The sequence below is a fragment of the Brachybacterium sp. sponge genome (assembly GCF_001613775.1).
GTDB lineage: Bacteria > Actinomycetota > Actinomycetes > Actinomycetales > Dermabacteraceae > Brachybacterium > Brachybacterium conglomeratum.
In genome coordinates, this window is sequence record NZ_LRMP01000001.1 from 1408027 (window position 1) to 1421493 (window position 13467).

A 13467-nucleotide genomic window follows, 5' to 3' on the forward strand; every position below is an offset into this window, starting at 1 on the left:
GCTCGCCCCCGTGAGCGTCTTCCGATCCACGATCCCCGACGTCGCGGCCGAGGAGCCGATGGTCCAGCTCCTGGGGCCCGACGGCACCCGCACCCCGCACGAGCAGCTCGACGCCGTGCTCGAGGAGGCGGGGCTCGCCACCCCCGAGCGGCTGCGCGGCTACTACAGCGACATGGTGATGATCCGCGCCGCGGACCTCGAGGCGACGAGCCTGCAGCGCCAGGGCCAGCTCGGCCTGTGGGCGAGCGCGCTCGGGCAGGAGGCCGCGCAGATCGGGGCCGGCCACGCCTCCCGCGAGCAGGACTATCTCGTGCCCACCTATCGCGAGCACGGCGTCGCCTGGGCCCGCGGGATCGAGCCGTGGCGCCTGCTGGAGATGTTCCGCGGCATCAGCCACGGCGGCTGGGACCCCAACGAGCTGCGCACCCACCCCTACATGATCGTGCTCGGCTCCCAGGCCCCGCACGCGGTCGGCTATGCGATGGGCCTGCAGCGCGACGGCGTCGTCGGCACCGGAGACAGCGCCACCGACACCGCGGTCCTCGCCCTCTTCGGCGATGGCGCCTCGAGCGAGGGGGAGGTCTCGGAGTCCTTCACCTTCGCCGCCTCCTTCCAGGCCCCGGTGGTCTTCTACACGCAGAACAACCAATGGGCGATCTCCGTGCCCACCTCCGTCCAGACCCGCGTCCCCCTCGCCCAGCGCTCCCGCGGCTGGGGCATCCCCTCGGTGCGCGTGGACGGCAACGACGTCCTGGGCGTGCTCGGCGCCGTGCGCACCGCCCTGGACTCGGCCCGCGCGGGGGAGGGGCCGGTCTTCGTCGAGGCCCTCACCTACCGCATGGCCGCGCACACCACCAGCGACGACGCCTCCCGCTACCGTCCCGCCGCGGAGGAGCAGGAATGGGCGGAGAAGGACCCGATCCTGCGCCTGCGCCGCCACCTCGAGCAGCTCGGCGAGATCGACGAGGCCTTCGTCGCCCGCTGCGACGAGGAGGCGCACGACCTCGCGATGCAGCTCCACCACCACATCCACGGCATGGAGGACCCCGACCCGGTGCGCATGTTCGACCACCCCTACGCCGAGCCCCACCCGATCGTCGCCGCCGAGCGCGAGGAGTACCTCGCGTACGTCGCCCAGTTCGAGCACGAGGAGGGGGACGCATGAACGCCCCCTCCACCCCGTCCACCACGACCCTCCCGATCGCGAAGGCCATCACCGCGGGGCTGCGTGACGCGATGACCGCCGACGACAAGGTCCTGCTGATGGGCGAGGACATCGGCGTGCTCGGCGGCGTCTTCCGCGTCACCGACGGGCTCCACGCCGAGTTCGGCTCCCAGCGCGTGGTCGACACCCCGCTCGCGGAGGCCGGGATCGTCGGCACCGCCGTGGGCCTGGCCCTGCGCGGCTACCGGCCCGTGGTCGAGATCCAGTTCGACGGATTCGTCTTCCCCGCCTTCAACCAGATCACCACCCAGGTCGCGAAGATGCACAACCGCACCTCGGGCCGGGTGAACATGCCGATGGTGATCCGGATCCCGCACGGCGGCGGCATCGGCGCGGTCGAGCACCACTCCGAGAGCCCCGAGGCGCTCTTCGCCCACACCGCGGGCCTGCGGATCCTCGCCCCCTCCACCGCGCAGGACGCGTACTGGATGACCCGCCAGGCGATCGAGTCCGAGGATCCCGTGATCATGCTCGAGCCCAAGCGCCGCTACTGGGTCAAGGGCGACGTCGACCCCGACCACCGCCCCGAGCTCTCGCCCTGGCAGGCGCAGGTGGTGCGCCCCGGCACCGACGCGACGGTGCTCGCCTGGGGGCCGAGCATGCCCGTGGTCCTCGAGAGCGCCGAGGCCGCTGCGGCCGACGGCCTCGACCTCGAGGTGATCGACGCCCGCTCCCTCGCCCCCGTCGACTACCCCACGATCGCGGACTCGGTGCGGCGCACCGGGCGCCTGCTGATCGTCCACGAGGCCCCCGTGCTCGGCGGGCTCGGCGGCGAGATCGCCGCCCGCATCTCCGAGCAGTGCTTCTACCACCTCGAGGCGCCGGTGCTGCGCGTGGGCGGCTACCACCTGCCCTATCCGCCCTCCCGCATGGAGCACGCCTATCTCCCCGACCTCGACCGGGTGCTGGACGGCGTGGACCGTCTGCTCGAGCACTGAACCGCGCGCCCGCCGCGTGAAAGGATCACGACCATGAACGCCTCCTCGATCGTCACGATCGCCCTCACCGATCCCGGCGAGGGCCTCACCGAGGCCGAGATCCTCGAGATCAAGGTCGCCGTCGGCGACCGCCTGGAGATCAACGACCCCGTCGTCGAGGTCGAGACCGCCAAGAGCGCCGTCGAGCTGCCCAGCCACGTCGCCGGCACTGTCGTCGAGATCCTCGTCGCCGTCGGCGAGGAGGTGCCCGTCGGCGCCCCGCTGATGCGCGTGGACACCACCGGCGGCGCCGTCCCGTCCCCGGCACCCGCTCCCTCCGCCGCGGCGGCGGAGGCGGACCCGTCGGCCGCCGAGCTCTCCGCCCAGGCGACGGAGCAGGCCGCCGAGCAGGCCGAGGGGCAGGCGGAGCAGCCCGCCGACTCCGCGAGCGAGGGCGAGGGCGCGCCGGCCGCGCAGGAGCCGAAGAACCTCGTCGGCTACGGGGAGCGGGCCACGGGAACCCGCCGCCGCCGGCGCCGGGCCCAGCCCGCGCAGCCCGCCGCGGAGCAGCAGGTCCCCATCGACCGGATCCTCGCCAAGCCGCCGGTGCGCAAGCTCGCCCGCGACCTCGGGATCGCGCTGCACGACGTGCTCGCCACCGGCCCCGAGGGCACCGTCACCCGGCAGGACGTGCTCAACGCCCAGCAGCGCTCCTACGGCGCGGAGGCCGCCGCTCACGACGGCGCTGGTGCGTACTTCCCCGAGGAGTCGCCGCAGGCGCCCGAGCACCTCGGCGACGTCATGAAGACCACTCGTGACCAGCCCTTCTCCGGCGTCACGAGCGACGAGCGCACCACCCGCGTCCCGATCCGCTCGGTCCGCAAGCGCACCGCCGAGGCGATGGTGGCCTCCGCCTTCACCGCCCCGCACGTCACGGTGTTCAACGAGATCGACATGACCGGCGTGACGCGGATCGTCTCCCAGCTGCGCGCCTCGCGCGAATGGGCCGACGTGAAGGTCAGCCCCCTGGCCGTGATCGCGAAGGCGCTGCTGGTCGCGATCCGCCGCAATCCCGAGGTCAACGCCTCCTGGGACGAGGACGCCCAGGAGATCGTCTACAAGCACTACGTCAACCTCGGCATCGCCGCGGCGACCCCGCGCGGCCTCATCGTCCCGAACCTCAAGGACGCCCACCTGATGACGCTGCGGGAGCTCGCCGAGGGGATCGGAGAGCTCGCCCGCACCGCGAGGGCCGGGCGCACCTCCCTGCGCGACACCCGCGACGGCACCATCACCATCACCAACTACGGCGTCTTCGACATCGACTCCGGCACCCCGATCCTGAACCCGGGGGAGTCCGCGATCCTCGGCGTCGGCGCGATCAAGGAGAAGCCGTGGGTGGTGGACGGGCGGATCGAGCCGCGCCGGGTCGCGACCCTCTCGCTGAGCTTCGACCACCGCCTGATCGACGGGGCGCTCGGCGCAGAGCTGCTGCGCGACGTCTCCGCCGTGCTCGAGGACCCCTCCCTGGGCCTGGTCTGGGGCTGAGAGGCGAACCGTCGCTCCTTAGTACCCTTGTGCGGTGACCTCGAGCCCGCCCTCTTCCCCGCCGCCGCGGCGCGACGACCCCCGCATGCACACCGTCGAGATGGCGGCCCTGCGCCACGTGGACGTCGCCGACTCCGAGACCCTCGTCTCGGGCCCGTTCCGTCCGGCGCCGACGACCTGGCGGATCGCCCTGCTCGTCGCCGCCGGCGGGGCGCTCGGGGCGATGCTCCGCTTCCTGCTGACCGTGCTCGACCCCGCCGTGACCACCCCCACCCTGGTCGAGGTGCCGTGGGCGACTCTCACCGTCAACGTGCTGGGCTGCCTGGGGCTCGGCGCGCTCAACGGCGTGCTCGAGGTGCGCGAGGGGCGGCCGTGGATGCGCCCGCTGCTGGGCACCGGGCTGTGCGGCGGCTTCACCACCATGTCCACCGTCGTGCTCGAGGGCTCGGCGATGATCGGCGCCGACTTCCCGCTGCTGGCCCTGCTGTACGCCGCGCTGACCCTCGCGCTGTGCCTCGGCGCGGTCGTCCTCGGCCTGCTGCTGGGCAACCGCCTCGGCGCCCGGGGGCTCGCGGCGACGGACGGAAGGGCGGCATGACGGCGCTGCAGCTCGCCCTCAGCCTGGCCATGGTCTGCGTGGGCGGCGGCCTCGGGGCGGTCGCCCGCTGGGGCGTGCAGACCGCCGGCACCCGCATGATCGCCGCCCGCGGCATCGAGAACGTGGAGCGGCTCGTGCCCTGGCTGACCTTCCTGGTCAACGTCGCGGCCTGCTTCCTGCTCGGCATCGTCGTGGCGCGGCTCGGCTCCGCCACCGGTGCGGGCGGCGTGTTCTACGTGCTGCTCGGCGGCGGCTTCTGCGGCGGGCTCTCCACGCTCTCCACCGCCGCGCACGACATCGTCGTGCTCGCCCGCCGCGGCGCCTACTCGATCGCGCTGGCCTACCTGATGCTCAGCGTCGGCACCGGCATGGGCGCCCTCTGGGTGGGGCTGGTGATCGCCTCATGACCCTGCGCCGCACCCTCCTCGCCCTCCTGCCCGCCCTCGCGGTGCTGAGCCTGCTCGCCGTCCTCGCGGCCGACGCCGCCGGCGGCGACAACCTCGTGCTGCTGGACGCGGGCCCCGTCGCCCGGATCGGCGCCCCGGTCGCCGCGACCCTCGCCGACCTCGCCGCCGCACTGGCCCTCGGCGGCGCCGTGGTGGCGGGCTGGCTCCTGCGCGAGGAGGCTGACCGCACCCGCGCCCTCGGCATCGTCGCGGGCGCCGCCGCGGCCACCACCCTCGCCCGCGGCGCCTCCCTCACCTTCTCGTACGCGATCGCGACCGGGCAGCCCGTCGGCTCGCCGCGCTTCGGCTCCGACCTCGGGGTGTTCCTCGCGACGGAGCTCGGCGTCTGGCTCCTGTGCGGGCTGTTGGCCGCCGCGGCGACCACCACCGTCGCCGTGCTCGGCACCTCCGCCGGACTCGCCCGCGCCGTCGCGGTCCTCTCCTCCGTCGTCGCCTTCTCCGCCGCGATGACCGGGCACGCTGCGGGCGACGAGACCCACGAGATCGCCACCTCCACGATGCTCGTGCACCTGCTGGCGGTGGGGATCTGGCTGGGCGGCCTCGCCGTGCTGCAGGTCCTCACCGATCGCAGCCGCGACGACGTGCGCGTGCTGCGCGGCTACTCCCATCTCGCGCTGATCTGCTGGATCGCCCTGGCGCTGAGCGGGGTGCTCGCGCTCGCGGTGCGCATGAACACCCCCGCGGAGCTCCTCACCAGCGCGTACGTGCAGATCGGGCTCGGCAAGGCCGTGGTGCTGCTGCTCCTGGGCCTGCTCGGCGCGCTCCAGCGCCGCCAGCTCGCCACCGGGCTCGGCACGGACGCCGAGGGGCGCCGGGCGCTGGGGACCTACCGGCGCCTCGCCCTGCTCGAGCTGGCGCTGATGGGGCTCGCCGTCGCGCTCGCCGCGGCGATGAGCTCCTCCCCGCCGCCCGCGGAGGAGGGCACCCCGCCGGCGGGCACCGCCGGCACGCTCACCGGCTACCCGCTGCCGCCCGCCCCGGACCTCGTCACCGTGCTCGGCCAGTGGCGCCCGGACCCCTTCGGGGCGGCGCTCGCCTGCGTCCTGCTGCTGCTGTGGTGGCGGCCGAGCGCCCCGCCGCGTCCGCGCGGACGCAGCCTGCAGCTCCTGCTCGGGGCCGCCGCGCTCGTGCTGCTGACCTCGGGCCCGCTGAACGTGTACGGCAAGGTGCTCGTCTCCGCCCACGTCCTCCAGCACGTGCTGCTGCTCGTGCCCGCCGGGGTCCTGCTGGGCTGCGCGATGACCGTCCCGCCGCGCCTGCGCACCCTGCTGGAGGGGCGCTGGCCGCTCGCGGCGCTGCTGGCCGCGGCCGGTCCGCTGCTGCTCGCCGCCTGCTACATCAGCCCGCCGCTGCTCCGCGCCGCCCTGGACAGCCACGCCGCCCATCTCGCGCTGCAGCTGCTGGCTCTCGCCGCCGGTGCGCTGATCGCGCTCGCCGTGAGGCTCGCGCCCGCGCCGCGGCGGGCCTGGGTCGCGGCGGTCCCGCTGCTGCTGGGCGCTGCCGGGGGGATCGCGCTGCGCAGCACGGAGAGGCTGCTGGCGGCGAGCTGGTTCGGCGCGACCGGCCGCACCTGGCGGGCCGACGCGCTCGCCGATCAGCAGTCCGCGGGCACGCTCGTGCTCGTCGTCGTGGTGCTCATCGCGCTCGTGGCCGCCGGGGCGGCGCTGCGGACCCGCGGGCGCCGCGGCTGACCGCACGACGAGGGGCCCGCGCCGCGGCGCGGGCCCCTCGTCGGAGCGTGCGGCGGGGCGTCGGCCCCGCGGGCCTGCTCAGTCGAAGAGGCTGCGCACCGAGCGGAGCCGCGCGAGCTGGGTCTCGCGGTCCACGGCGGGGACCAGGCCCTCCTGGGCGCCGGCGCCGGAGGGGACCTCGCGCGGGGTGACGCGGCGGGTGCCGACGGCGGTCTCGAGCCGGCCGCGCAGACCGCCGGAGGCGGGGGCGGGACGGGCCGGGATCGCGGCTTCGGCGCCGCCGCGCACGCGACGGAACTGCTCGAGCGCGGGGGAGCTGCCGCCGTCGCGGGTCGCGGCGAGCATGTAGGCGGCGATGTCGGCCTGCTCGACCAGGAGCGGCAGCACGCCGCCGGAGACCCGCTGCTGGCCGAGGATCACGAGGTCGTCGCGGCCGCGGGCGAAGGCGCCGAGGAAGAGGTCGCTCTCGCCGCTCGCGGTGCGGGGCACGAGGTCCTCGGGGAGGTGGTCGGCCCCGGTCTCGTAGCCGGTGGCCAGCACGATCAGGTCCGCGCGGTAGGTGTCGGTGCCGAAGGCGTCGCGGCCGCGGGCGTGGGTGACCACGCCCTCGGCGTCCACGCCCTGGACCTCGCCGGCGGGGGTGATGCGCCCCTCGCGGACCCGCTGCAGCAGGTCGTCGGAGACGATCACGCGGTCCTCGAGCAGGGGCTGCGCCGGGCGGGGCAGACCGGCCTCGACCGGGTCGCCGACGGTGCGTCGCACCACGGTCTCCGCGATCCTCGCGTTCAGACCGCCGAGCATCGCGGGCTCGCGCGCGGAGGCGACGTCGCCGGGGATCCCGGCGATGCGGCGCGGCACCACCCAGTGGCCGGTGCGCATCGACCAGCGCACCTCGAGCGCGCGACGGGCGGCGTCGACCGCGATGTCCGCGGCGGACTGGCCCGAGCCGACGACCAGCACCCGCCTGCCCTCGAGACCGTCGGCGCCGGTCCACTCCGAGGAGTGCACGACCTGCACGGTGCCCGGGACGTCGGCGGCCCAGTCAGGGCGGTGGGGGCGCTGCGAGATGCCGTGCGCGGAGATCACCGCACGGTAGATCCCGATCTCGCCGGTGGAGAGCTCCACCTCCCACACGCCCTCCCCGAAGGGGCGTGCGGCGCGCACGGCGGTGCGCGGGCGGAAGTGGTCGGTGATCCCGTGGCGGGAGGCGTAGGCGCGCAGGTACTTCGCCATGTGCGCGGGGGTGAGGAACTCGGGGAAGGAGACCGGCTGCAGGAGGTCCTCGTACTGGGTCTGCTCGCGCGAGGAGATCATCTCCATGGCCGGCCAGATCGGGGAGTCCTCCCGCTCGGGGTCCCAGATGCCGCCGACGTGGTCGGCGCGGTCCACGATGTCGAAGGGCACCTCGAGCGCCTTCAGCGACGCCGCGGCGGCGAGGCCGGCGGGGCCGGCGCCGATGATCAGCACCTTCTCACGGGTGGGGATCTGGTCGTGGAGCTCGGGCATCGAAAGGAGCCTTCTTCCGGGTGGACGGCCTGCTGACGCCCGCCATCCTAGTCTCCGCGCGGAGGCGGTTCAGGCGACCGCGGTGATCACCGCGGAGACGCCGAGCGTCGTGATGATCGTCGTCATGACATAGGCGAGGACCACCTGGTGGCGCACCAGGCGACGTGCGGCGGTCGTGAGCGGGCCGAGGTCCGCGGCGCCCGCGGAGGCCTGGATCTGCACCGCGCCGTAGAGATCAGCCGGCAATCCGGCCCGCGAGCTCGCGTGCGAGCAGCAGCGCACCGGGCAGCCCGTCGGGCGCGGGGTTCACGGAGCGGCGGCGGTCCTGCAGGGAGGCCGTCACCTCGTCATGGATCGGGCCCGGACCGGTGAGCACCGAGCCGGCGAGCACGACGGGCAGCACCGCCTCCGGGTCCAGCGCCTCGACCGTGTCCAGCACGTGCTCGATCACGGCGGCGAGGATGCCGTGGGCGACCGGGTCCTCCCGCACCCGGGCGGGCAGCGTTGCGAAGCGTCCCAGCGCTGCCGGCGCCCCGGCGGGCAGGTGCTCGTCGAGCGCGCGGATCAGGTCCTGGCGCGGGTCGCCGGTGGGGGAGGGCGGGCGGAGCCCCTCGCGCAGGTCCAGGCCCAGCGCGGCGCCGACCTCCTCGGTCAGCAGGGTGCGGGGGCCGCGTCCGTCGAGGTCCGCGGCGACCGCCTCGAGGGTGCGCCGCCCCAGCCATACCGCGGAGCCGACATCGCCCAGCAGCCAGCCCATCCCGTCACGGCGGGCGATCGCCTCCCGGTCGCGGAAGCGGACCGCGACCGCGCCGGTCCCGGCGAGCACCAGCAGGCCGTCGTCGCCCACCCCTCCGGAGAGGAAGGCGGTGTGCAGGTCGTCGGTGACCAGGAGCCGCTCGGCGGGGATGCCGAGCGGGACGAGGCGCTCGCCGACCGCGGCGCGGACCTCCGCCGCACGGGCCGGCCCCGCCCCGGAGATCCCGAGCGCGAGCGCCGCGACCTCGGCGGGGTCGTCGGCGGGCGGGCCGGCCGGCCCGTCGGAGGTGTCGTCGTCGGCGCCCGAGGCGGCGCCCGCGTCGGCGGTGCGCAGCGCGTGCCGCGCCTGCTCGAGCACGTCGGCGATCGTGGCCGCGAGCGTGTCGAAGGCCGCCGGTCCCGAGGAGCGGAGGTTCGCCCCCGGCCCCTCGACCTGAGCGAGGGGCCCGCCGCCCATCGTCGCGGCGACCAGCCGCGAGCGCGTCCCCCCGACATCCCCGGCGAGCACCAGGTGCTGGCGCATACGGCTCCCTCCTCCAGCGTTCCCCGTCGAGCGTCCCCACATCGTAGGGCCCGCCCCGCCTGTCCTACGCTGTCCCGTGCGACGCCCACCGATCATTGGAGACCACGTGAGCAACCCCCGCAGGGACCCGAGCCGCCTCGACGTCGACCTGGTGGGGCTCGCCTCGCCCACCGAGGAGCGCAATCCCGCCAGCGCCGAGCTGGACACCCTCGACGCCCGCGGGATGGTCGACGTGATCCTCGGCGAGGACGCGACCGTCGCCGCGGCGGTCCAGGCGCGCTCCGCCGAGATCGCCGCGCTGGTGGAGACGTGCGTGGCGGCGATCGCGGACGGCGGCACCGTCCACTACCTCGGGGCCGGGACCTCGGGCCGGCTCGCGGTGCTGGACGCGGTCGAGCTCGCCCCGACCTTCGACGCCGACGAGTCGATGGTCACCGCCCATCTCGCGGGCGGTCCCGGCGCCTTCCTCACCGCGGTCGAGGGCGCCGAGGACTCCGCCGCGCAGGGCGCCCAGCTGGTGCGCGAGCAGTGCCGCGAGGGCGACGTCGTGATCGGCCTCGCCGCGAGCGGCCGCACCCCCTTCGTGGCCGGCGCGCTCGAGGCCGCCCGCGCCGCGGGGATGCCCACCGCGCTGATCTCCGCGAACCCCGCAGCGCCGCTCGCCCCGCTCGCGGACCATCCGATCCTCCTCGACGTCGGCCCCGAGGTGGTCACCGGTTCCACCCGCATGAAGGCCGGGACCGCGCAGAAGCTCACCCTCAACGCCCTCTCCACCGCGACGATGGTCCGGCTCGGGACCACCTTCGGGAACCTGATGATCCAGGTGCGGCCCACGAACGAGAAGCTCGTCGCCCGCACCGTGCGGATGCTCGTCCAGGCCAGCGGCGCCGAGCCCGAGGAGGCGGCGCGGGTGCTCGAGGCCGCGGACGGCAGCGTGCGCGTCGCGCTGGTCGCCCTGCTGTCCGGGACGGACGCCCGGGCGTCGGCCGCCGCACTCGAGGACTTCCCCCGGGACCCCCGCCGGATCGGCGACCCCGCCGGGATCCGCTCCGCGGTCGCGGCGCTCGGCGGGTAATTCCCTCGACGGGGCCGGGGCGCGGCCCCTACGGTGGCGACCATGCGTCTGTGATCAGCCCCGCGCCCGCCGTCCCTCCGCGCCGAGGAGCTGATCCATGCCCTCCCCCACCCCGTCCGCCGCCCCCGCGGCCGCCGATCCCTCCCTGCACCTGCGGGCCGACGGGATCTCCTTCACCTATCCCGGCCTCGCCGCCGACCGCCGCGTCCTGACCGACGTGAGCCTCGTCGTGCCCGCCGGGCGCCCCACCGGGCTGCTCGGCGAGAACGGCAGCGGCAAGTCCACCCTGCTGCGGATCCTCGCCGGGGAGCTCCACCCCGACGCCGGCGCCTGCGAGGTGCCCGGCCCCGTCGGGATGCTGCGCCAGGAGCTGCCCTTCGGCCACCGCACCCCGCTCGCCGGCGTCCTCGCCGACGCGCTCGAGCGCTCCCGGCGGCTCGAGCGGGAGCTGATCGAGGCGGGGGAGGAGCTCGCGGGCGGCACCGCCGCGGCCGCCGCCCGCTACGACCGCCTGCTCGCCGAGGCGACCCTCGCCGACGTCTGGAACGCGGAGCGCCGCGCCGAGGAGACCCTCGCCGGGCTCGGCCTCGCGGACCTGCCCGGCGACACCCCGCTCGGGGAGATCAGCGGCGGCCAGCGCGAGCGGCTCGCGCTCGCGCACCTGCTGATCGCCCGCCCCACCAGCTGGCTGCTCGACGAGCCGACGAACCACCTGGACGACGAGGCCGCCGCCTTCGTCGCAGGGGCGATCGCCGCCCACCCCGGCCCCGTCCTCATCGCCAGCCACGACCGCGCCTTCCTCGACGACTCGACCGCCGCCCAGCTCGACCTCGACCCCGCCCAGTCGCCGCTCGGCGAGGAGCCCGGCGGGCTCACCGCCTGCACCGGCACCTTCAGCGACTACCTGCTGGCACGCTACGACGCCCGCGACCGGTGGGAGCACCGCTATCGCACCGAGCAGGAGGAGCTGACCCGGCTGCGGGAGGTCGCCCGGGACGCCCACACCCTGGGCCGCGAGTCCCACAGCCGGGCGGAGGTGAAGATCGCCCGGAAGTTCTTCGCCGACCGCAACGCCGTGCGCGTCTCCCGACACGTGCGCGACGCCGAGCAGCGCCTCGCCCAGCTCGAGCAGGACCAGGTCAGGAAGCCCCCGGCCGAGCTCGAGCTCACCCACCTGCCCGACGCCCCTCGCGGCGCCGGCCAGGTCCAGCTCGCCCTCGCCGACGTCGCCGTCGAAGGCCGACTCGCACCGGTCTCCCTCGCCCTCTCGGCAGGGGAGCACCTGCTGGTCACCGGTGCGAACGGCAGCGGGAAGTCGACCCTGCTCGACGTGGTGGCGGGCCGGCTCGCGCCGACCTCCGGCACCGTGAGCCGGCCCCGCTCGCTGCGGATCGGGCACCTCCGCCAGGACGACGAGCCCGTGCCCGGCCGGACCGTCGGCGCCCATCTGCGCCGCGCCGCCGGCCTCGAGGAGGACGAGCAGCCCGAGCTGTTCGGGCTCGTCCACCCCCGCGACCTCGCCCGCCCCCTGGAGACCCTCTCCCGCGGGCAGCTGCGCCGCGTCATGCTCGCCGCGGTGCTGCTGGACCCGCCCGAGCTGCTGATCCTCGACGAGCCCACCAACCACCTGGCCCTGGTCACCGCGACCCGGCTCGAGGCCGCGCTCGCGGACTGGGGCGGGACCGTGCTGATCGCCTCCCACGACCGATGGCTGCGCCGCCGCTGGGACGGGGAGCTGCTCGAGCTCGGCGACACAGACGTTCACAGTCCTCGCCCTGCCGGCGCGCGGCGGACAGGCTGAGCGCGACCCCCGACGCCCAGGAGGAGCGCAGCCATGACGCACCAGCCCCAGAAGTTCGAGACCCTCGCCGTCCACGCCGGCCAGACCCCCGACTCCGACGCGGGCTCGCGCGCCCTGCCCATCCACCAGACGACCAGCTTCGTCTTCCCCTCGGCGCAGTCCGCCGCGGACCGCTTCGCGCTCGCCGAGGCCGCCCCGATCTACACCCGCATCACCAACCCCACCCAGGCCGCGGTCGAGGACCGCATCGCCGCTCTCGAGGGCGGCGCGGCCGGGCTCCTGCTCGCCTCCGGGCAGAGCGCCATCACGCTGTCGATCCTGAACCTCGCCGGGGCCGGCGACTCGATCGCCGTCTCCCCGAGCCTGTACGGCGGCTCCTTCAACCTCTTCAAGCACACCCTCACCCGCCTCGGCATCACCCCGCAGTGGGTCGAGGACCCCACCGATCCCGCCTCCTGGCGCGCCGCCGCGGACGGGACCACCCGCGCCTTCTTCGTGGAGTCGATCCCGAACCCGCAGCAGGACATCCCGGACCTGCGCGCCCTCGCCGACGTCGCCCACGAGGTCGGCGTCCCGCTGATCGTCGACAACACCGTCGCGACCCCCTACCTGCTGCGCCCCCTTGAGCACGGCGCGGACGTGGTCGTGCACTCGGCCACCAAGTTCCTCGGCGGGCACGGCACCTCGATCGCCGGCGCGATCGTGGACGGCGGCAGCTTCGACTTCACCGCCCACGCCGAGAAGTACCCCCAGTTCACCGAGCCCGACGAGTCCTACAACGGCCTCGTCTTCGCCGGAGTGCCCGGCCCCTTCGCGACCCGCGCCCGCACCAACCTGCTGCGCGACCTGGGCCCCGCCGTCTCCCCGTTCAACGCCTTCCTCATCGGGCAGGGCCTGGAGACGCTGCCGCTGCGGATGGAGCGCCACCTGGAGAACACCCGCCGCGTCGCCGACTTCCTCGAGGCCGACGAGCGGGTGGGCACGGTCACCTGGGCCTCCCTGCCCTCCTCCCCGCACCACGAGCGGGCCCAGCGCTATCTCCCCAAGGGCTCCGGCAGCGTGCTCGGCTTCGAGCTGCCCGGCGGCCTCGAGGCCGGCCGCCGCTTCGTGGACGCCCTGACCCTCCACTCGCACGTGGCGAACATCGGCGACGTGCGCAGCCTCGTCATCCACCCCGCCTCGACCACCCACTCGCAGCTGACCGAGGAGGAGCTGCGCGCCGCCGGCATCGCCCCCGGCTTCGTGCGCCTCTCCGTGGGCATCGAGCACATCGACGACATCCTCGCCGACCTCGAGCAGGGGCTCGCGGCGGTGTCGGCCTGAGCGGCCGCGCCGCGGGCGAGAGCTCGCTGGACGCCGG

At 75.3% G+C, this 13467-nt stretch carries 12 protein-coding genes; 9 read left to right on the top strand and 3 right to left on the bottom strand.

Going from position 1 to position 13467, the window contains the following annotated elements; all coding sequences use genetic code 11:
• Positions 1-58 precede the first annotated feature (58 nt).
• Genes A4A78_RS06135 through A4A78_RS06160 form a run of 6 tightly spaced genes read left to right on the top strand, consistent with a single transcriptional unit; the run spans position 59 to position 6446 of the window.
• Complete coding sequence (locus tag A4A78_RS06135) at positions 59-1165, top strand: thiamine pyrophosphate-dependent dehydrogenase E1 component subunit alpha (RefSeq protein ID WP_062948113.1); 1107 nt, start codon at positions 59-61, stop codon at positions 1163-1165.
• A complete protein-coding gene (locus tag A4A78_RS06140; protein WP_062947456.1) occupies positions 1162-2163 on the top strand; it encodes an alpha-ketoacid dehydrogenase subunit beta in 1002 nt (333 codons plus the stop codon). Before A4A78_RS06135 ends, A4A78_RS06140 begins: the two co-directional genes overlap by 4 nt.
• Before the next feature lie 33 nt (positions 2164-2196).
• A complete protein-coding gene (locus tag A4A78_RS06145) occupies positions 2197-3690 on the top strand; it encodes a dihydrolipoamide acetyltransferase family protein (RefSeq protein WP_062947457.1) in 1494 nt (497 codons plus the stop codon).
• 34 nt (positions 3691-3724) lie between these two features.
• On the top strand, positions 3725-4288 hold the full coding sequence (locus tag A4A78_RS06150; protein WP_231880858.1) for a CrcB family protein: 564 nt from the start codon (positions 3725-3727) through the stop codon (positions 4286-4288).
• Complete coding sequence (locus A4A78_RS06155) at positions 4285-4695, top strand: CrcB family protein (protein ID WP_062947459.1); 411 nt, start codon at positions 4285-4287, stop codon at positions 4693-4695. Before A4A78_RS06150 ends, A4A78_RS06155 begins: the two co-directional genes overlap by 4 nt.
• The gene (locus A4A78_RS06160) at positions 4692-6446 is read left to right on the top strand and encodes a cytochrome c oxidase assembly protein (protein ID WP_062947460.1); all 1755 of its coding nucleotides are present in this window, start codon (positions 4692-4694) and stop codon (positions 6444-6446) included. Before A4A78_RS06155 ends, A4A78_RS06160 begins: the two co-directional genes overlap by 4 nt.
• Positions 6447-6524: 78 nt before the next feature.
• Here A4A78_RS06160 and A4A78_RS06165 read toward each other — a convergent pair whose 3' ends face one another.
• The 3 genes from A4A78_RS06165 to A4A78_RS06170 all read right to left on the bottom strand — a co-directional run bounded on the left by A4A78_RS06165 (position 6525) and on the right by A4A78_RS06170 (position 9231).
• Positions 6525-7952, bottom strand: a complete 1428-nt coding sequence (locus tag A4A78_RS06165; protein ID WP_062947461.1) for an NAD(P)/FAD-dependent oxidoreductase — start codon at positions 7950-7952, stop codon at positions 6525-6527.
• 69 nt (positions 7953-8021) lie between these two features.
• Positions 8022-8198: a hypothetical protein gene (locus A4A78_RS17765; RefSeq protein ID WP_156488565.1), complete on the bottom strand. Its 177-nt coding sequence runs from the start codon at positions 8196-8198 to the stop codon at positions 8022-8024.
• Positions 8188-9231 carry an N-acetylglucosamine kinase gene (locus A4A78_RS06170; protein WP_062947462.1) on the bottom strand — a complete coding sequence of 348 codons (1044 nt, stop codon included), beginning with the start codon at positions 9229-9231 and terminating at the stop codon, positions 8188-8190. Before A4A78_RS06170 ends, A4A78_RS17765 begins: the two co-directional genes overlap by 11 nt.
• A 106-nt stretch (positions 9232-9337) precedes the next feature.
• Here A4A78_RS06170 and A4A78_RS06175 point away from each other — a divergent pair, with 106 nt between their 5' ends.
• The 3 genes from A4A78_RS06175 to A4A78_RS06185 all read left to right on the top strand — a co-directional run bounded on the left by A4A78_RS06175 (position 9338) and on the right by A4A78_RS06185 (position 13430).
• Positions 9338-10306, top strand: a complete 969-nt coding sequence (locus A4A78_RS06175) for an N-acetylmuramic acid 6-phosphate etherase (protein ID WP_062947463.1) — start codon at positions 9338-9340, stop codon at positions 10304-10306.
• Between the two features lie 97 nt (positions 10307-10403).
• Positions 10404-12107: an ABC-F family ATP-binding cassette domain-containing protein gene (locus A4A78_RS06180; protein WP_062947464.1), complete on the top strand. Its 1704-nt coding sequence runs from the start codon at positions 10404-10406 to the stop codon at positions 12105-12107.
• Positions 12108-12140: 33 nt separating this feature from the next.
• Positions 12141-13430, top strand: a complete 1290-nt coding sequence (locus A4A78_RS06185) for an O-acetylhomoserine aminocarboxypropyltransferase/cysteine synthase family protein (RefSeq protein ID WP_062947465.1) — start codon at positions 12141-12143, stop codon at positions 13428-13430.
• Positions 13431-13467 lie beyond the last annotated feature (37 nt).

What these genes read in the sequence shown, in the direction of transcription:
- A4A78_RS06185 (WP_062947465.1), top strand. Translation starts at nt 12,141, where the DNA reads ATGACGCACCAGCCCCAGAAGTTCGAGACCCTCGCCGTCCACGCCGGC.
- A4A78_RS06180 (WP_062947464.1), top strand. Translation starts at nt 10,404, where the DNA reads ATGCCCTCCCCCACCCCGTCCGCCGCCCCCGCGGCCGCCGATCCCTCC.
- A4A78_RS06145 (WP_062947457.1), top strand. Translation starts at nt 2,197, where the DNA reads ATGAACGCCTCCTCGATCGTCACGATCGCCCTCACCGATCCCGGCGAG.
- A4A78_RS06160 (WP_062947460.1), top strand. Translation starts at nt 4,692, where the DNA reads ATGACCCTGCGCCGCACCCTCCTCGCCCTCCTGCCCGCCCTCGCGGTG.
- A4A78_RS06170 (WP_062947462.1), bottom strand. Translation starts at nt 9,231, where the DNA reads ATGCGCCAGCACCTGGTGCTCGCCGGGGATGTCGGGGGGACGCGCTCG.
- A4A78_RS06155 (WP_062947459.1), top strand. Translation starts at nt 4,285, where the DNA reads ATGACGGCGCTGCAGCTCGCCCTCAGCCTGGCCATGGTCTGCGTGGGC.
- A4A78_RS06140 (WP_062947456.1), top strand. Translation starts at nt 1,162, where the DNA reads ATGAACGCCCCCTCCACCCCGTCCACCACGACCCTCCCGATCGCGAAG.
- A4A78_RS06135 (WP_062948113.1), top strand. Translation starts at nt 59, where the DNA reads ATGGTCCAGCTCCTGGGGCCCGACGGCACCCGCACCCCGCACGAGCAG.
- A4A78_RS06165 (WP_062947461.1), bottom strand. Translation starts at nt 7,952, where the DNA reads ATGCCCGAGCTCCACGACCAGATCCCCACCCGTGAGAAGGTGCTGATC.